General features: G+C 67.6%; 13 protein-coding genes. 12 read left to right on the top strand and 1 reads right to left on the bottom strand.

The genetic code is table 11. The features are described from left to right. Window positions 1-148: 148 nt before the first annotated feature. The 6 genes from GXY35_00185 to GXY35_00210 all read left to right on the top strand — a co-directional run bounded on the left by GXY35_00185 (window position 149) and on the right by GXY35_00210 (window position 7,542). On the top strand, window positions 149-766 hold the full coding sequence (locus GXY35_00185; protein NLW93020.1) for a hypothetical protein: 618 nt from the start codon (window positions 149-151) through the stop codon (window positions 764-766). An 8-nt stretch (window positions 767-774) separates the two neighbouring features. After that, window positions 775-2,481: a Flp pilus assembly complex ATPase component TadA gene (gene tadA / locus GXY35_00190; GenBank protein NLW93021.1), complete on the top strand. Its 1,707-nt coding sequence runs from the start codon at window positions 775-777 to the stop codon at window positions 2,479-2,481. Between the two features lie 95 nt (window positions 2,482-2,576). After that, complete coding sequence (locus GXY35_00195) at window positions 2,577-3,782, top strand: type II secretion system F family protein (GenBank protein ID NLW93022.1); 1,206 nt, start codon at window positions 2,577-2,579, stop codon at window positions 3,780-3,782. Between the two features lie 49 nt (window positions 3,783-3,831). After that, a complete protein-coding gene (locus GXY35_00200; GenBank protein NLW93023.1) occupies window positions 3,832-5,520 on the top strand; it encodes a PAS domain S-box protein in 1,689 nt (562 codons plus the stop codon). A gap of 72 nt (window positions 5,521-5,592) precedes the next feature. After that, window positions 5,593-6,984 (top strand): sigma-54-dependent Fis family transcriptional regulator, encoded by a 1,392-nt coding sequence (locus GXY35_00205; protein NLW93024.1) that lies wholly within the window; start codon window positions 5,593-5,595, stop codon window positions 6,982-6,984. Window positions 6,985-7,203: 219 nt separating this feature from the next. Next, complete coding sequence (locus GXY35_00210) at window positions 7,204-7,542, top strand: type II secretion system protein (GenBank protein ID NLW93025.1); 339 nt, start codon at window positions 7,204-7,206, stop codon at window positions 7,540-7,542. A gap of 179 nt (window positions 7,543-7,721) precedes the next feature. On the opposite strand, the gene GXY35_00215 is transcribed toward GXY35_00210, so the two are convergent. After that, a complete protein-coding gene (locus GXY35_00215; protein ID NLW93026.1) occupies window positions 7,722-9,692 on the bottom strand; it encodes a tetratricopeptide repeat protein in 1,971 nt (656 codons plus the stop codon). A 198-nt stretch (window positions 9,693-9,890) separates the two neighbouring features. On the opposite strand from GXY35_00215, the gene pilM reads away from it, so the two are divergent. The 6 genes from pilM (at window position 9,891) to GXY35_00245 (ending at window position 17,990) form a co-directional block, all read left to right on the top strand. Beyond that, entirely contained in the window at window positions 9,891-10,928 is a 1,038-nt protein-coding gene (pilM, locus tag GXY35_00220) for a type IV pilus assembly protein PilM (protein NLW93027.1), read from the top strand. A gap of 70 nt (window positions 10,929-10,998) precedes the next feature. Then, a complete protein-coding gene (locus GXY35_00225) occupies window positions 10,999-11,586 on the top strand; it encodes a hypothetical protein (GenBank protein NLW93028.1) in 588 nt (195 codons plus the stop codon). A gap of 105 nt (window positions 11,587-11,691) precedes the next feature. Beyond that, window positions 11,692-12,288, top strand: coding sequence for a type 4a pilus biogenesis protein PilO (pilO, locus tag GXY35_00230; protein ID NLW93029.1), 597 nt, complete (start codon window positions 11,692-11,694; stop codon window positions 12,286-12,288). Window positions 12,289-12,374: 86 nt separating this feature from the next. Further along, on the top strand, window positions 12,375-12,764 hold the full coding sequence (locus GXY35_00235; GenBank protein NLW93030.1) for a general secretion pathway protein GspB: 390 nt from the start codon (window positions 12,375-12,377) through the stop codon (window positions 12,762-12,764). A gap of 1 nt (window position 12,765) precedes the next feature. Beyond that, window positions 12,766-15,108: a hypothetical protein gene (locus GXY35_00240; protein NLW93031.1), complete on the top strand. Its 2,343-nt coding sequence runs from the start codon at window positions 12,766-12,768 to the stop codon at window positions 15,106-15,108. 23 nt (window positions 15,109-15,131) lie between these two features. After that, window positions 15,132-17,990 (top strand): carboxypeptidase regulatory-like domain-containing protein, encoded by a 2,859-nt coding sequence (locus GXY35_00245; GenBank protein ID NLW93032.1) that lies wholly within the window; start codon window positions 15,132-15,134, stop codon window positions 17,988-17,990. Window positions 17,991-18,033 lie beyond the last annotated feature (43 nt).

Here is an 18,033-nt window from a genome sequence, read left to right on the forward strand (position 1 = left end):
CGGAGTTTCCTTCCCGGTTCGCCGCCGAATAACCGGCACCCGGTTTGCACTTTTGCAAACGGTTCCTTGACTATATCAATTTTGCGTGCTACGTTGATTCAGGCCGCGGTCCGACGCCTCTTTTCACGAGGGCGGGGAGGGCGAGAGGGTGTCCGCTTTCAAGAAGGTCACCAAGAAGCTGGTCGGGGAGCTTATGATTGACAGCGGCGTCATCACCCGCGCCCAGCTCAACCAGGCCCTCGAACGCAAGAAAGAGACCGGCAAGCTCCTGGGCGAATCGCTCGTGGAGCTAGGATTCGCGAGCGAGCAGGACGTCGTCGGCGTCGTCGCGGCGCAGTACCGGATCCCGTACCTGCCCCTGAAGAACCACGACGTGGACAAGGAGCTCCTCAAGACGCTCCCGCGGGAACTCGTCTTCAGGCACCGCTGCTTCCCCGTGGACAGGATCGGCTCCGTCACCACCGTCGCGATGGAGAACCCGCTGGACGACAGGGCGGTCGGGGAGATCCAGAAGGCCGTCGGCGGCAGGGTGCTCTGCTTCGTCTCCACGCCGAGCGAGATACTCTCCGCCATAGAACAGCACTACGGCGCCGTCGAGGCGCACGCGTTGCGCGCCGCCGCGTCCGCCCCCCAACCCCCTCCCGAGACCCGGCAGGCGCCCGCCTCCGCCGGGGCGGACGAGGGCGCGTTCCTGGGGGAGGAACCGGACGTCGAGGAAGGCATCAAGGTCTTCCAGATCGAGGAAGACGCCCTCCCGGAGGAATGACCGTGTCGATGCCGCTTCTGGATGAACTGCCCGAGATCCTGCTCCAGGACGGCTGCGTCGGCCGCGAGGAGATGGAGAAGGCCGTCGAGGAGCAGAAGCTCACGGGGGGGCGGATCGACCAGATACTGGTCAAGAACGGCTACGTCACGGAAAAGACGCTGATGGCCTCCGTGGCGGCGCACCTGAACATCCCCCCCGTCGACCTTTCCAAGTTCAGGCCCGCCCCCGACGTCCTCGAGCTGGTCTCCCGGCAGGTCGCCAGCTTCTACAAGGTGATCCCGCTCGCCAAGATCGGCAACACCCTCACCTTGGCGATGGTCGATCCGCTGAACGTGCTCGCGCTCGACGACATCCGCCTCATCGCGGGGCTCGACATCCAGCCCGCCATCTGCGCGGGGAAGGAGTTCCGCGACGCGCTCGAGAATTTCTACTCCTCCAAGGCGAACATGGAGCACCTCCTCAAGGACGCCGTCGGCGTCGGCGTCGAGGCGAAGAAGAAGGAGTCCGAGCAGGACATCAACCTGGACGAGCTCGTCGAGCAGACCGGCCAGGTCTCCATCATCAAGATCGTGAACATGATGCTGGTGCAGGCGATCAAGGAGCGGGCGAGCGACATCCATATCGAGCCGTTCGAGAAGGAGATGAAGCTCCGCTACCGGGTCGACGGCGTCCTCCACGAGAGCGTCGCCCCCCCCAAGCATATGCAGAACGCCGTCACCTCCCGCATCAAGATCATGTCCAACCTCGACATCGCTGAGCGCCGCCTGCCGCAGGACGGGCGTTTCAGGATCAAGGTCCACGGGCGCGAGATCGACTTCCGCGTCTCCTGCCTCCCCACGAGCTTCGGCGAGAAGGTGGTGCTCCGCGTGCTCGACAAGAGCGGGCTCGACAACATCGACCTGGCGAAACTCGGCTTCCACAAGGAGGGGGCCGAGGCGTTCATAGGGGCGATCTCGTCCCCGTACGGGATGATCCTCATCACCGGCCCGACCGGCAGCGGGAAGTCGACCACCCTCTACGCCGCCCTCAAGGTCATCAACAAGCCCGAGGTGAACGTCATCACGGTCGAGGACCCGGTCGAGTACCAGATGCAGGGAATCAACCAGGTCTCGGTCCGCTCCGACATCGGCCTCACCTTCGCCGCGGGCCTCCGGTCGATCCTCCGGCAGGACCCCGACGTGATCATGATCGGGGAGATCCGGGACCTCGAGACCGCGGATATCGCGGTCAAGTCCGCCCTCACCGGGCACCTTGTCCTCTCGACGCTCCACACCAACGACGCCGCGAGCGCCATCACCCGCCTCGACGACATGGGCATCGAGCCGTTCCTCATCTCCTCCTCGACCCTCCTCGTCGCCGCGCAGCGCCTCGTCCGGCGCATCTGCAAGAAGTGCAAGAAGGAGATCGACGTCCCCGAGGACGCCCTCCGCCTGGCCCAGATGAGCTACCCGAAGGGCCAGAAGCCCCTGGTCTGGCGCGGGACCGGCTGCGGCGCGTGCAACAACACCGGCTACTCGGGCCGGATGGCGCTCATCGAGGTGATCGCCATCGACGACGAGGTCCGCGGACAGATCATGAAGCGCGCGACCGGGCGCGAGATCAAGCTCGCCGCGATGCGGCGGGGGATGAAGACGCTCAGGATGGTCGGCCTCGACCGGGTGCGGGAGGGGGAGACCACCATCGAGGAGGTGCTGCGCGTCACCGCGCCCGACTGACGGGCGCGGAACGGCAGGCGCGGCGCCGCGGGGCGTCTTCCCCCTCCGCCGGCGGAGGGGCGCCGCGGTGACGGGTTCGCACGGAGGTGTGGCGCATGGTCAACTTCAAATACACGGCCAAGGATCTGCAGGGGCGCGACGTCGCCGCGACGATGACCGCCGAGAGCGAGGGGGAGGTCATCGGCAAGCTCCGCAAGAGCGGCCTCATCCCGGTCAAGATCGTCCGGGACGAGAAGGCGGGGCGGAAGCGGTTCCAGAAGAAGGTGAAGGCGGAGGCGGTCGTGATCTTCGCCCGCCAGCTCGCCACGATGATCGAGGCGGGGCTCCCCCTCGTCCAGGGGCTCGAGGCGCTCGAGCAGCAGCAGGTCCAGTACCCGGTCTTCGCCGCCGTCATCAAGACGGTCAAGGAGGACGTCGAGGGGGGGAAGAGCCTCTCGGACGCGCTGGAGCGGCACCCGCGGGCCTTCGGCGCGCTGGTCGTGAACCTGGTCCGCGCGGGGGAGAACAGCGGCACCCTCGCCGAGATCATGGACCGTATCGCCAAGTACCTCGAATCGGCCCGCGCGCTCCAGAAGAAGGTGAAATCCGCGATGATGTACCCGCTCGTCGTCTCGGTGATGGCGCTCATCATCACGATCGTGCTGCTCGTCAAGGTGATCCCGGTCTTCGGCACCATCTTCTCGAGCTTCGGCGCCGAACTGCCGCTCCCGACGCAGATGCTGCTCACGTTCAGCGACTACCTGCGCCGGTACATCCTTCTCGCCCTTGCCGGGATCGTCGGGATCGTCTTCGCGTTCCGCGCCTTCTACAAGACCGACAAGGGGCGTCTCCGCGTTGACGCCCTCGTCCTCCGGCTGCCGGTCTTCGGCGACCTGATCCACAAGGTGGTCCTCTCCCGCTTCGCCCGGACGCTCAGCACCCTGGTGCGGAGCGGCGTCCCGATCCTGCGCTCGCTCGACATCGTCGCCAAGACCGCCGGCAACTACGCGGTGGAGCTCGCCGTCGGCAAGGCGGCGCAGAAGATCAAGGAGGGGGAGAGCATCGCGGGGCCGCTCGAGGAGACCAAGATGTTCACGCCGATGGTGGTGCGGATGATCTCGGTGGGGGAGAAGACCGGCAAGGTGGACACGATGCTCGAGAAGATCGCGGACTTCTTCGACGACCAGGTCCAGACCACCCTCGCCGGCTTCACCGCCCTCATCGAGCCGCTCCTGATCGCCTTCCTCGGCATCGTGGTCGGGACGATCGTGATCTGCATGTTCCTCCCGATCCTCAGGCTCTCCTCGGTCGTCAAGATCTGAACGCGGCAGGGGGGGCGCGGCGCGCGTCCCCCCGAACGGAGCGTGCGCCATGAAGCTCGCCCGGGAACGGACGGAGTTGCTGAGCCGCGTCAAATGGTTCATGCTGCTCCGGCTGATCCTGATATCGGTCCTGATGCCGGTCAGCGCCTGGGTCTTCGGGCAGGGGGCCACCCCCTTCTTCTTCGTCATCGGGGTGCTCTACTGCGCCACGCTCCTCTACATCGTCCTTTTGAAGACGCCGGTGCGGCTCAGGACGCAGGCGTACGGGCAGTTCCTCTTCGACGCCGCGGTCGTGACCGCGTTGCTGAGCTTCACCGGGGGGATCAACAGCAACTTCGTGTTGCTCTACGTGCTGGTGATCGTCTTCGCGAGCCTCATCCTCGGGAGACAGGCGGGGATGGTCCTCGCGGTCAGCTCCAGCGGCTTCTACGCCGTCCTCGCCCTCCTGGAGTGCTGCAGCCTTCTCCCCCCCGCCCTGGACCCTGCGCGCGGCCTTACCTGCGACCCGGTCTACGCGGCCTACCTGGTGCTGGTGCGCGCCACCATCTTCTGCATCCTCGGCTACTTCGCGGATTACCTGGTGAACAGCCTGTACGCGAACCGGATCGAGATCGAGGATCTGAAGAAGCTCAACGAGCGGATCCTCACCCAGATCAACGGCGGTCTCATCACCACCGACGCCTCCGGCAGGATCATCTTCGCCAACGAGGGCGCCGAGGAGGTCCTGGGCTACACGCGCGCCGAGATGATCGGGAAGAGCTGGCACGCCTTCCTGGGCCGCACGGTCGGCGATTTCGACGACCGCTGGCTGGTCGAGGAGGCGAGGTCGTTCGCGCGCTGCGAGATATGGGTGGCGCGCAAGAACGGCACGGAGATCCCGGTCGGCTTCACCGTGTCGAGCCTCGTGGACGGGGACGGGACGCCGCTCGGGCTGCTCATCCTCTTCAGGGACCTGACGCAGATGCGCCAGCTGGAGGAACGGATGCGCCGGGCCGACCGCCTCTCCGCCGCCGGGGCCATCCTCGCCGGGGTCGCCCACGAGGTCCGCACGCCGCTCACCGCCATCCGCGGGGCGGTGGAGGTGCTCAAGGAGAGCGGGTTCGGAGACGGCGAGGGCGCCGCGATGGCGGAGATCATCATCAAGGAGTCGGACCGGCTCAACAGGATCATCAGCGATTTCCTGGTCTCCGGGGGCCCGGGCCGCGACTCCCGCGCCGTGGAGGATCTCGGCGCCATCGTCGACGAGGTGATCCGTGTCGAGAGGCAGACGCGGCAGGGGGGCGAGGGGCTCCGCGTCGTCAGGGACCGCGCCGAGAAGTCGGTGCGGGCGCGCGTCGACAGCGCGCAGATGAAGCAGGTCTTCATCAACCTCATCGACAACGCCCTCGACGCGGCGTCGCCGCGGGGCGAGGTGACCGTCGGCGTCGAGCGGGTTCCCGCGCGCCCCGGGGAGACACCCGCCGCCCGGGTGCGGGTGGAGAATACGGGGCCCGGGATGAACGCCGAGGGGATGGCGCGCCTGTTCGAGCCGTTCTATTCGACGAAGCGGAGCGGCACCGGCATGGGGCTGTTCATCGCGGAACGGATCGTCCGCGGCCACGGGGGCCGGCTCGACGCCGAGAGCCGCGAGGGGCGGACGGTCTTCACGGTCACGCTCCCGTGCGAGGAGGATGCGGGCGCGGGCGCGCGAGGGAGCGCGGGGCCGCCCCCCGCGGCTCCGCCGAATTCGGGCGGATGAAGGCGGGGGCCCGCGCGGCCCGCCGTTTGAATCCCGTGAACCGCGCGCGTGGCGGGGCGAGGTGACGAACCGATGGCCAAGATCCTTCTGGTCGACGACGAGCGGAGCCTCCTGACGGTCATCAAGGCCGCCCTGGAGCGCGACGGGCACGAGGTCATCGCCACCTCGGAGCCGGAGGAGGCGCTCCGCGTCATCGGTGAAGACGGGCTCGACGCCGTCGTCACCGACCTGAAGATGTCCCCGATCGGCGGCATCGAGATCCTGAAGGAGGCCAAGGCCCGCGACCGGGACCTGGTGGTCATCATGATCACCGCCTTCGGCTCGGTGGAGACCGCCGTCGAGGCGATGAAGCAGGGCGCCCACGACTACCTCATCAAGCCGCTCCACCTGGAGGCGCTGCGGCTGTCGCTCAGGCGCGCCCTCGCGCACCGCGCCCTCGTGCGGGAGAACGTCACCCTGAAGCGCGAGCTCGCGGAGATCTACCGCTTCGACAACATCGTCGGCTCGAGCGAGGCGATCCAGAAGGTGTTCCGCAAGATGGAGAAGGTGGCGGACACCGATAGCACGGTCCTGATCTACGGCGAGAGCGGCACCGGCAAGGAGCTTGTCGCGCGCGCCCTCCACTTCAACAGCGCCCGCCGCGACAGGCCGTTCGTCGCGGTGAGCTGCGGCGCGCTCCCGGAGTCGCTCCTGGAGTCGGAGCTCTTCGGGCACGTGAAGGGGGCGTTCACGGGGGCGGTCGCCTCCAAGGACGGGCTCTTCAAGGCGGCCGACGGCGGCACCATCTTCCTCGACGAGATCGGCGCGACCAGCCCCGCGATCCAGTCGAGCCTCCTTCGCGTCCTGCAGGAGCGCGAGGTCAAGCCCGTGGGCGCGACGAGGAACATCAAGGTCGACGTCCGGGTGATCGCCGCCTCGAACGAGCGGCTCGAGGAGATGATCGAACGGGGGGCGTTCCGCGAGGATCTGTACTACCGCCTCAGCGTGATCCCGATCGACCTGCCGCCGCTGCGGGAGCGCAAGGAGGACATCCCGCTCCTGGTGGAGCATTTCATACGGAAGGCGGTCGCGAAGCGCGAGGGGGGTCTCGCGATCAAGATGAGCAGCGAGGTGCTGAAGCTCCTCACCGCCTACGACTGGCCCGGCAACGTCAGGGAACTGGAGAACGCCATCGAGCGGATCGCGGCGTTGAGCGACGGCGGCCTCGTGATGCGCGAGCATCTCCCCGAGAAGATCGCGATGGCCGGCGACGATTTCGAGAACGCCGAGACGAGAAACCTGAAGGCGTTCGTCCAGGAGAAGGAGCGGACGCACATCCGCAGGGTGCTCGAGGAGACCGGCGGCGACAAGAAGGCCGCGGCGAAACTGATGGGAATAGATCTCGCCACGCTCTACCGGAAGATAGACCGCCTGCGCGCAAACGGAAACGAAACGAGACGCGAGAAGGAAGCGAATGATTCCTGACGATGAACTGGTATTTTGCGATTTTGCGAATTCAGCACATCAGTTTTCGCATCTATGCGGAATCCGGGGCGGATGGAATGAGAATTAACCTCGATTCGGATCCTAACTAGTTGCGCTGCAGTGCAATGATGCATATGACATTATATATTTCAGATGGAACGGATATTGCTTATCCAGGAAGTCGAACAGAGGAAACCTTCTGAAAGGAGGTGCGGTGAGATGAGAAAGAGCGGGTTTACACTGGTGGAGATCATGATCGTAGTCGCGATCATCGGTCTCCTCGCTGCCATCGCCATCCCGAACTTCATTCGGGCGCGCGAGCAGACGCAGAAGAACTCCTGCCTCAACAACCTGCGCCAGTTCGACTCGGCGGTGCAGCAGTACGCGCTCGAGGCGGGTCTGGGGACCGGCGTCGACGTGACTGCGGCTCTCGACCCCTACCTCACGAACCTGACGACGTCTTCCGCTTGTCCGGGCGGCGGCACCTACACGATCGGCGCCACGGGGACCGCGTCGAGCTGCAGCACGCACGGGTCGGTGTCCACGTTCAACGAGTGAGGCCGCGCAGCGCGTAACGCAACAAGGAACGGGGCGGTATCCGGACGGATGCCGCCCCGTTTCGTTGTCTATGCGCCTGCGCAACCGCCGCCCTTGCGCGCGTCTGTCGTGCCTGCCGGCGCCGCCTCGGCCGCTGCAGGACCCGGACGGCGTCGCGCGGGCGCCCTCGCCGCATAGGCTCAGTTCGCGTTCCGCATGAGTCGATGCGCCCTTTGCACCGCCGGCCCGAAGTCGGGGCGGCTCCTCGCGATGCCGCGATACGCCTCGAACGCCTCGCGCGTTTTACCCTGCCTCTCGCAGCAGACCGCGAGCAGCATCTGCGCCTCGAATGAGGAGGGATCGACGGCGAGCGCTTCGCGGACGGCGCGCTCGGCGCGTTCCGGTTCGCCCGCGGCCAACAACGCCGAGGCGAGCTTGACGCCGAGCGCGGGATCCCTCGGCGCCGCCTCGACCGCCGCGGACAGTTCCCGGACGGCGTCGCGCGGCCGCCCCTCCTCGAGGGCGAGAAGGCCGGACACGGCGCGCACCTCCGGCGAGCCGGGCGCGAGGCGCGCCGCCTCCTCGATCTCCGCCCGCGCGTCGTCGGGGCGGTGCATCCAGAGGTAGGTGTGCGCGAGGTTGAGACGGGCGAGGAGCGAGCGCGGGTTGCGCGCGGCGACGTTTCGCAGGATCCGCTCGCTCTCCTCGTACCTCCCCTCGGCCGCGCGGATGAGCCCCAGGTTGATCTGCATCCGTTCGCTGTACGAACTGCGCGAGATTGTTTCGGAGTAGAAGGTGGCTGCGTCCCGCCAGTAGTCGTTGTGCAGGCGGGCGAGGGCGGAGAGGAGCAGGAGCGTCGCGACGCCCCCGGCGCGCCAGGCCGTCTGCGCGGCGGTTCCGTCGCCGGCCCGCCCGCTGTCCCCGTTCCCCGGCTGTGCGTCTCCTTCACATTGCGCGGATTCATCCGCTTGATGAGGAGGCGAGTTGCGAAGCCGTCGGCGCGCCATGCCGCCGAGAAGGGAGCCCCACGCGTAAGCGATCGCGGCCGAGAGGCCGGCGAGCGGGAGGTAGAGAAACTGCTCCCCGATGAAGATCGCCCGGTCCGCGTACGCGGGGTAGAGCGGGAGGAGGTTGCCGGCGGGGAGGAGGGCGGCGAGCGCCCAGCACAAGAGCAGCGGGACGGGCGAGGCCCCCCGGCGGAGCAGCGCCCGCGCGACGACGAGCGCGGCGAGCAGCACGGCGGCGGCGGGGATGAGGGTCGCGGGCGTCACGGCCGGGGGAACGGGAAGGAACCGCTCCATATGGAGGCCGACGGGGAAGAAGATAAGGGCCGCGTACACGAAGATGCTCTTGGCGGCGGCGAGCAGGATGGGGAGGGAGGGGGGCGCGGCGGCGGGAGGGGGGAGGCCGGCGAGGCGCCGGCAAACCAGCACGAGACAGAGCGCGGCGGCGGACGCGCCGGCGAGGCGCAGGATCACGCCGCGCCTCCCGGGCGCCGGAGGGGCGCCTTTTCCGTCACGGGACGGAGCGGAGAGGGCCCCGGTCAGGAGGAGCAACAGGGGGGCGGCGAATGCGGACTCCTTCGACATCGCGGCGAGCGCCGTGCAGAGTCCCACGGCGCAGGCGGTCGCCGCTTCCCCCGCGCCGGAGGGGGCGGGCAGGGCGAGCCGCCGCGCGAGGAGGATGCAGCCGAGGAGGACGAAGAGGGCCGCGAGCAGGTCGGTCCGCCCGGAGATGTACGCCGCCGCGTTCGTCTGGAGCGGGTGGCAGGCGAAGAGGATCGCCGCGGGGAATGCGGCGGGCCGCGTGCGGGGAATGAGGCGGAACAGGAGGAGGACCAGCGCCGCGTTGAGCGCGTGCAGCCACACGTTCGTCAGGTGATAGCCGACGGGGGCAAGACCCCAGAGCGCGTGGTCGAGCGACAGGGTGACCAGCACCACGGGTCTCCAGTATGCGTTGACCGGACCGGTCCCGCCCCGCCGCCCGCCTCCCAGGAACTCCGAGGCAAAGTGCAGGGGGATGGAGCGGAGCCGGTGCGTGTTGACGTTGCGAATGATGAGGTGCGGATCGTCCCAGACGAAGCCGTGCCCCATCGTATTGGCGTAGATTGCCCCCACGAGGAGCGCCACGATGAGATACCGCCCCCGGAGAACGGAGCGCGCGCGCCGCATCTTCTCCTCCTCCCGAGGAGATACTGTACCACACGCGCGGCGGGCCCGGCGACTGCGGCCGTTCCCCGGCGCGCCGCGACCCGGGCCATCCGGACCATCCGGTTGACATCCTCAATCGGGCCGAGTACACTAGCGACAAGGTCGGTGCGCGTGTGCGCGTGCCCGCGATCCAGGCGCGAGGCGGCCGGGAGAGGGCGGATGCTTTCACATCTGCTTCCGAGGACGAGGCGAAAAGCCGGTCACGCCATCGGCCTCGACATCGGCTTCTCCTCGATCAAGCTGGTCGCCGTCAGCGGCGGCCCCGGGGCCTGGGCCCTGCGCGACAGCGCCATCGTCCCCCTCGAGCGCGACTCCGAGAACCCGATCCCCGTCAGCGCGGTCAGGAAGGCCCTCTCCGACGCGGTCGCGAGGCCCGGCCTCGACCTCTCCGACCTCCGCGTATCCGTTTCCGGCAAGGGGGTCATCGTCCGGCTCACGGAGATGCCGAGGATGACCCCCCTCGACCTCAAGTCCAGCATCAAGTACGAGGCGGAGATGCTCCTCCCGTTCAGTCTCGACGACTGCGTCTTCGACTGCCCCATCCTCGACCCCGAGGCGAAGGACCGCCCCAAGATGAAGGTCGCGCTCGCCGCGGCGAGGAAGAGCGTGGTCAACGAGCGGCTCGAGCTCCTGAAGGAGATCGGGCTCGTCCCCAGGATCCTCGGCATCGACTCGATCGCCCTCGCCAACGCGTTCGAGTCGGCGATGCCCGACATCCCGCCGGATCAGACGGTCTCCCTGCTCCACATAGGCGCGGCCAGGACCATCCTGAACGTCATCACGGCCAAGGACCTCGGCCTGACGCGGGATATCGAGGTGGGGGGCAACAACGTCACGCTCGCCATCGCCCGCGGGCTCGGCATCCCGTTCGCGGAGGCGGAGCGGCGCAAGGAGGCCGCCGACCCGGCGGTGATGGAGTATATGAGCCCGATGGCGATGGTGCTCGCCCGCGAGCTCCGCTCCACCTTCGGCTACGTCTCGTCCAAGGCCGGCAAGACCGTTCAGGCGATCTACCTCAGCGGCGGGTGCGCGCTCTGCCACGCGCTCAAGGAGACGCTCGCGGCGGAGTTCGGATTCACGGTCGCCCTCTGGGATCCGCTGCGGGGCATCTCGCTCGAGGGGGGGGCGGAACGCGAGGGGGTCCGCGGGCGGGAGTCGCTGCTGGCGGTGGCGACCGGCCTCGCGGTCGGCGAGTAGGGGCGGGCCGCGGCGAGCGCCGCGCCGGGGCGGGGCGGCGGCCGACACAACCACGGGATTCGACGCGCCGATGATACAGGTCAATCTGCTTCCCGAGGAGATGCGCAAGATCGAGCGGATGCGCAAGGTCAAGGTGAACGTGGCCTTGCTCGTCGGCGCGGCGGCGGTGCTGGCGGCCGTCGTCATCGGCGTCATCCTCTTCGTCGTGGGGCGCCGGATGCGGGACCTGGCGGAGGTAAAAAGGCGCCTCCGCGAGATCACCCCGCAGCGGGAGGAGGCGGACGCGGTCGTCAAGAAAAAGCAGGAGATCGCCAAGGAACTCGGGGCGCTGGACGCGTTCAGCGCCAGGCGGCTGCTCTGGGGGCGGACGCTCAACGCGATAAGCGACGCGATGCCCCGCGAGCTGTTTCTCGGCAGGATCGGCTACAACTCCAAGCCGCCGGTCCTCCTGACCGTCAAGGGCGAGGCGGTCCCCGGGGCGGGGAACGAGAAGGTGGTGGAGTTCATCGAGTCCCTCCGCCGCACGCCGTTCTTCATCGATGCGTTCCCGCATCTGGATTACGCGATCGAGAGTCTCGACCAGGGACGCCGGTCGTTCGAGATCAAGTGCGCGCCGCCCGGCGCGGCGCAGCCGGACAAGGCGAAGAAGAAGAAGTAGGATGGGGTCGGCGGCCGCGGGTCTTTGCTGACACGGCACGGGGAGCCGGTACGGCCGGCTGAACGGGGCGCGTTGCGCGAACCGCCTGAACCCCGCACGGTGATTATGGGCCTGGAAAAGAAGCAGATCGAGATCATCGCGGTCTCGGCGATGTTCGGCCTGCTGGCGATAGTCCTCGCCTGGCAGCTGTGGCCCTCCGCGAAAACCACGGACGGCAAGGAGCCGCTGGAGTCGCCCGGCTCCTACCGCGAGCAGTTGCAGAAGGCGGAGATGGCGGTGAAGGGCCTTTCGCGTCTCCGGGAGGAGACGGAGGAGCTTCAGAAGAAACGGGATGCCGCGCTGAAGGAGGTCCCGCTCGAGACCGACCACACCTGGCTCTCCCGCCAGGTCAACGAGCACGCGGCCCGGGCGGGGGTCAAGGACGTGAGTCAGCGCTACCTCCCCGCCGCGGCGGGGGGCGGCTCCCTCGGCGACGAGCTCAAAACGAACTACTCGGAACGCACCTGGGAACTCAGGATGCAGTGCGGGTACCACGAGCTCGGCCAGTTCCTCGCCGGGATCGAGGGGGCCAACAGGTTCCTCGAGGTCACGGACATCTCGATAGAGGGCAACGATCCGGCGGGGCAGAAGGTGGTGCTCATCGTGCGCTACCTCACGGGCAAGGGGAAGGATGCGCAGCCCCCTGCGCCCACAACGAGGTAGCCGGGCCGCCGGGCGCGGAACGCCCGGGGGGCAGGCGGGGCCGGAAAACGGCCCCGGGAGCCCCGGGATCGCGGGGGAAACGGACGATGCGGCAGGGGATTCGCCTCGGGATGGCGGGGCTTGTTTTTTCCCTCGCAGGGGGTATACTGTCTGCGGAGTCGTTTGTCTACGACAGCCACGGGAGGCGCAACCCGTTCCTCCCCCCGGTGGAGGAGAAGAAGCAGGAGGAGATCGTCGTCGAGGAGTCCGTGGTCGACATCGAGCCGTTCCGCGCCTGGTTCATCGAGCACACGAGCGGCGTGCTCTTCGACCCCGAAAATCCGCGGGTCCTCATCGGCGACGAGATCGTCGAGATAGGGGAGGAGGTCAACGGCTGCACCATCGTCGAGATCAGGCCGGATGGCTTCGTGTTCATCTTCGCGAATCAACGGGTGGAGGTGCCCCTGCGGCGTGACCCTGAAAGAGAGAGGAGATAGGATGAGCCTACATCGGGGGAGAGTGCGCTGGTGCGTCCTGTGCGGGCTGGCCCTCGCCGTGTCGCCGGCAATCGCCCAGGACGAGCGCCCGGCCGCCCCGGCGCCCGCGGCGGCGTCAGGGCTCGTCTCCCTCAACGTGAGGGACGCCGATATCCACGGCGTGCTCGCCACCTTCGCGCGCCGCTTCGATATCTCCATCAGCGCCGATCCGGAGATCCAGTGCCGGGTGACGGTGATGGTGGAGAACGTGCCGTGGGAGGCCGCGCTCATGCAGGTGCTCGACGCCTGCGATCTCTCGTACGTGGAGGAGGGGGACTCGTTCAAAGTGGCGCGGAGGACCGCCGTCGCCCCCGCCCAGGCCGCGCGAACCGTCCCGGAGACGGCGGCGCCCGCCCGGGCCGCCTTGACAGCCCCCGAGGGTGACGCGGTACCCGCCCAGGCCGCGCGGACCGTCCCCGAGACGGCGGCGCCCGCCCGGGCCGCCTTGACAGCCCCCGAGGGCGACGCGGTACCCGCCCAGGCCGCGCGGACCGTCCTAGAGACGGCGGCCCCCGTTCCCGCTCCCGGCGCCCCGCTCGTCGAAACGGCCGCCGAGACGGGCCCCCTCCCGACGCCGGTGCAGGTCGCCGCCGGACCGTCCCTGTCGACGAAGCCGCTGCCGGACGAAGCCCCGGGCGCGCCGCCCCCCGACGCCGCGCCCACCCCGACGGCGTCGCCCGTCGTCGGCGTCAAGGCGGTGCCCACGCCGGCGGGGATCCCCGCCTCGGGCAAGGTCACCTTCGACTTCAAGGACGCCGACATCGTGAACATCCTCCGCATCTTCTCGATGCGCTACGGCATCAACGTCATCGCCGGACCCGAGGTGCAGGGCAAGGTTACCATCCGCCTCGTGGACGTCCCGTGGGAATCGGCCCTCAAGCTGATCCTCGAGTCGAACAACTACTCCTACGTGAAGCAGAACAACGTCTTCCGCGTCCTTTCGCGCGATCAGCTCGACAAGGAGCCGCTGGACACGAAGGTCTTCGCCCTCTCCTACGCGCAGGCCAAGGACGTCGCCAACTCCATCCAGCACCTCCTCACCCCCCAGCGCGGCCAGCTCAAGCCCGACGACCGCAGCAACACCCTCGTCGTGACCGACATCCCGAAGCGGCTGAACGAGATAGAGGAGGTCATCGAGCGCCTCGACCGGCGCACGCCGCAGGTGATGATCGAGGCGCGCATCCTGGAGCTGAAGGACGACTTCGACGAGAATATCGGCATCAACTGGGTCGCCCTCAAGGGGTACAACGTGAATATCGGCCCGCCCCAGGGAGAGGGGCTCTGGTCGATCGTCCGCGAGGAGACCCGCGGCAGGGAGGACACCTCCGCGGACATCTACTCCAACATCCTGAACGAGGCGGACACCCGGAAAAGGACCAGCACCTCCACGGACTCGACCAGCACCACCTTCCCCGGCGGCACGACCATCTCCACGACCGACGGCACGACGAGCGAGCGCAGCAACATCAGCACCAGGAACATCGTCGACGGGGCGACCGGCATCCAGAAGCTCATGGAGGCGGAGGGCGGAGTGGGGGACAACGCGCTCAACATCGGCGAGCTCAGCGATCAGCCGTACGGCGTCAACCAGGGAGGCAGGAAGGTGATGACCACCGAGCTCACGCAGGCGGTCCTCACCCCCGACAACTTCCAGCTCACCCTGAACTTCCTCCAGGAGCAGACCGACGCCAGCCTGATCTCCCACCCGAAGATCGTCACCGCCGACAACAAGGACTCGGTGATGAAGGTCGCCGACCAGTGGCCGATCCCCAATTTCCAGTTCAACAACGACACCGGCCAGTGGGAGATATCGAACTTCACCTACAAGGACATCGGCATCGTCCTAAAGGTCAAGCCGCACGTCAACGAGGACGAGTACATCAACATGCGGGTCGTCCCCGAGGTCAGCGACATCCTCTCCTTCACCACCTTCGGCGGGGCGACGAACGCGCAGCTGCCCGTCATCTCCACCAGGACCGCCGAGACCGACGTGCTCATCAGGAACGGCCAGACGCTCGCCATCGGGGGGCTGATGCGCGAGGACGAGTCCGCCGCCGTCACCAAGCTCCCGCTCCTCGGCGAGATCCCGTACGTGGGCCCCTACCTGTTCTCCAACTCCACGAAGAGGATCCGGAACAGCAACATCCTCATCTTCGTGACCGCGAACGTGGTCACCGAGGAGAACAAGGACTCGCTCTGGATGGCGCAGCGCGAGGAGCAGAACCGGCAGCTCAACATCCCGAAGACGAAATGGTGGGAGCCGCGGAAGCTCCGCCACGGCCTCGGCTCGACGCCGGGGTACTGAAGGCCCCTACAGGAGGCACGTCGATGCGCCTGCGCCGCGCGTTCCTTCCCGCGATTTTGGCCTGCATCATCCCCGCCGCCTCAGGGGCCGCACCGACCACCATCCCGGGCAAGACCATCTACGGCTCCACGGCGTGGAACGCGTCGATGAACCCGATCACCGTCACCGGCGACATCACGATCGCCGCGGGCGCCACGCTCACCATCGGGAAGGGGACGGAGGTCAGGTTCCGGGAGAACAGCGACGACACGCACTGGGGATGGGACCTCGCGCGGTCTGAGATCATCGTCTACGGCACGCTGAAGATCAACGGCACGGAAGCCGAGCCGGTCACCCTGACCAGCACCGGCACCGCCGCGATGGGCTGGTTCGGCATCGTCTTCTCCGACAGATACGCGTCTCCCGGTGCCACGGGGACCATCGACTACTGCAATATCGCCCGGAGCGTCTACGGCATCAACTTCACCTCCTGCACCCCCGCCACCGCGGCGCGGAACTGCCTCATCAACGACGTCGCGGTCGGGATGTTTTTCGACAGCGACTCCGCCCCCGCGATCACCGACTGCACGGTCATCAGCGCGATCGTCGGATTCGAGTGCGTGGGGGTCTCCGCGCCCGTGATCACGAACTGCAACGTCACGGGGCTTGTCGAGGACAAGGACGACAACAAGGCCGCGGTCTACGCGACGGAGTACTCTGCACCGGCATTCATCGGCTGCGCATTCGCCTCCGGGCCGGTGGATATCGACTGGTGGGCCGACGTCTCGCTCAAAGACACGACCGTCGCGCGCACCGCCGCGGGCGTCGTCGGCAACGAGTCCGTCAAATTCGAGAGCTCCTCGTTCCCCTCCCACTGCAGCGCCACGCTCGACAACTGCAATATCATCGGCCTCGGCGACGAGGGGAACGGCATCGAGTGGGACGACAACCTCGACGTCATCAAGGTCCAGTTCTCCCGCATCGGCGGTTTCATCAACAACGTCTGGGCGCGCTGGGGCACGATCGATCTCGAGGCGGGCATCTACCACCCCGTCGGCGTGACCGCCCTCGAACCGGTGACCGGGGAGTGCGACGACGGGGGGTCCAACTACCTCATCGACGACAGCGTCGATTTCTACGAAATCGGCGCCGAGCCGGGGATCGAGGTGTTCAAGTACCCCGACATCGTGACCCCCGTTGGCGTCATCACCGCCATCGGTTCCATCCCCTCCTACCCGGTGACGAACAACACGCTCTTCTTCTCCGAGGATCCCCCGGTAACTTGGGCGGTAAACGATGTTTACTACTTTCACCCCTACCCGGATTACGACAACATCGACCTCGGCGACCCGGACGCGTCGGGCTACTGGCCCCCGACCTATTCTGCCCCCTACAGCGAGGGGGAAAACGAGTTCTACGGCGTGCAGAATCCCTCCACCGATTTCAATATCCGGATGGAGCAGGGATCGAACAAGCCCCCGTCCCTCTACCAGCTCGACATCTGGGCGGTGAACAACTGGTGGGTCACGACGGACGACAACGTGGTGAGCCGCTACATCTGGGACCGCAGCGAAAACGGCTACCTCGGCATGGCGACGTGGCTCCCGCACCGCAATCCCGATACGCGGCGCACCTACTCGATCTCCGGCAGGATCCTGGACAAGCTGAAAGAAGCCGTGCCGGGCGTCCGCGTCGAGGTGGACATCAGCGCGCAGTTCGCGGGGCACACGGTCCTGGCCGACATCACGGACGAGAACGGGTACTACACGATCTACGGCCTGCCCCCCCACGCGACCGCGTATGTCGTGAAGCCGACGAAGCTCGGCTACACCTTCTCCCCCGCGTCGAAATCGGTTTCCATTAAGCCCGCCGCCCCCTCGGACACAATCGGAACAAACTTCACGGCGCTCCTGCCCAAGCCGGCGATCTCGACCGCCGTTCGCGCGGACGGCAAGGACGGCGCGCCGTACGGCCTCAGCGGCAGGACGAACTGGGGGCTCGTCAACGAGGAGACCGCGCTGCGGATCACCGGGTACAACTTCCGCGAAACGCCCGCCGTCTTCCTCAGGGGGCCGAGCCCGGCCGGCACCGATACGCCGTGCGAAGAAGTCGTCTGGACCTCCGCCACGCAGCTCTCGGCGCTGGTGCCGAACGGGATGAAACGGGGGGACTACTCCGTGCGGGTCGTCAATCCTGACGGCCAGTTCGGCGCGCTGGGGACCGCCGCAACCCCGGGCTTCACCATCACCTCGCTCCCCGTACCGGTGGTGACCGGCATCTCCCCGAGCGGCATCAATCAGAACTACCGAGGCCCCCTGACCATCAGCGGCCGGAACTTCCTCGACGGCTGCACGGTGAGGATCGGTAGCGCGCAATTCGGCCCCTTCGACCCGGAGGCTTCGGGGACGCGCATCTCGCTCAACTACGCCGCGGGAACGCTCGGCACCGGCATCTGGGCGGTCGTCGTCGTCAACCCGGACGGGCAGGCGTCCGCCGCCGGCGTCACCCTGTCGGTCAGCTCCAAACCGGGGATCCTTGTCGACACCGTCTCGGAGACGTACGCCCCCGGCTCCCAGATCGCGCTGATCTACTCCCTCTGGCCCGGCGCGGTTCAGGAAGACAACGTCGTGGACCCGTATATCGCGGTCTTTCTCCCCTCCGGGAGCTGGCTCTTCTACGCCGGGAACCATCGCTGGACGTCGTCGCCGGTCCCGGTCTACCGGGGGTTCGCCATAGGAGAGGCGTCGGAGGGCACGCTCGCGGTGTTCACCGTCGGGGCCGACTGGCCGAAGGGGCTCTACAAGCTCTACGGGGGTCTGAACACCCCCGGGAAACCGCCGGTCCTTCCCCCGCCCGGTTTCTGGCTCTCCGATCTTTCGAGCCGCACGTTCACGATACGGTAGCGCCGCCGCGGCGAGGCGGCGAAGGTTTCTCACCCGCACCCGA

Source organism: Chlamydiota bacterium, assembly GCA_012729785.1.
In the GTDB taxonomy this organism is placed as follows: domain Bacteria; phylum Auribacterota; class Tritonobacteria; order UBA1439; family UBA1439; genus UBA1439.

What these genes read in the sequence shown, in the direction of transcription:
- GXY35_00215 (NLW93026.1), bottom strand. Translation starts at nt 9,692, where the DNA reads ATGCGGCGCGCGCGCTCCGTTCTCCGGGGGCGGTATCTCATCGTGGCG.
- pilO (NLW93029.1), top strand. Translation starts at nt 11,692, where the DNA reads ATGGGCCTGGAAAAGAAGCAGATCGAGATCATCGCGGTCTCGGCGATG.
- GXY35_00210 (NLW93025.1), top strand. Translation starts at nt 7,204, where the DNA reads ATGAGAAAGAGCGGGTTTACACTGGTGGAGATCATGATCGTAGTCGCG.
- GXY35_00235 (NLW93030.1), top strand. Translation starts at nt 12,375, where the DNA reads ATGCGGCAGGGGATTCGCCTCGGGATGGCGGGGCTTGTTTTTTCCCTC.
- GXY35_00225 (NLW93028.1), top strand. Translation starts at nt 10,999, where the DNA reads ATGATACAGGTCAATCTGCTTCCCGAGGAGATGCGCAAGATCGAGCGG.
- tadA (NLW93021.1), top strand. Translation starts at nt 775, where the DNA reads ATGCCGCTTCTGGATGAACTGCCCGAGATCCTGCTCCAGGACGGCTGC.
- GXY35_00240 (NLW93031.1), top strand. Translation starts at nt 12,766, where the DNA reads ATGAGCCTACATCGGGGGAGAGTGCGCTGGTGCGTCCTGTGCGGGCTG.
- GXY35_00195 (NLW93022.1), top strand. Translation starts at nt 2,577, where the DNA reads ATGGTCAACTTCAAATACACGGCCAAGGATCTGCAGGGGCGCGACGTC.
- GXY35_00245 (NLW93032.1), top strand. Translation starts at nt 15,132, where the DNA reads ATGCGCCTGCGCCGCGCGTTCCTTCCCGCGATTTTGGCCTGCATCATC.
- GXY35_00205 (NLW93024.1), top strand. Translation starts at nt 5,593, where the DNA reads ATGGCCAAGATCCTTCTGGTCGACGACGAGCGGAGCCTCCTGACGGTC.
- GXY35_00200 (NLW93023.1), top strand. Translation starts at nt 3,832, where the DNA reads ATGAAGCTCGCCCGGGAACGGACGGAGTTGCTGAGCCGCGTCAAATGG.
- pilM (NLW93027.1), top strand. Translation starts at nt 9,891, where the DNA reads ATGCTTTCACATCTGCTTCCGAGGACGAGGCGAAAAGCCGGTCACGCC.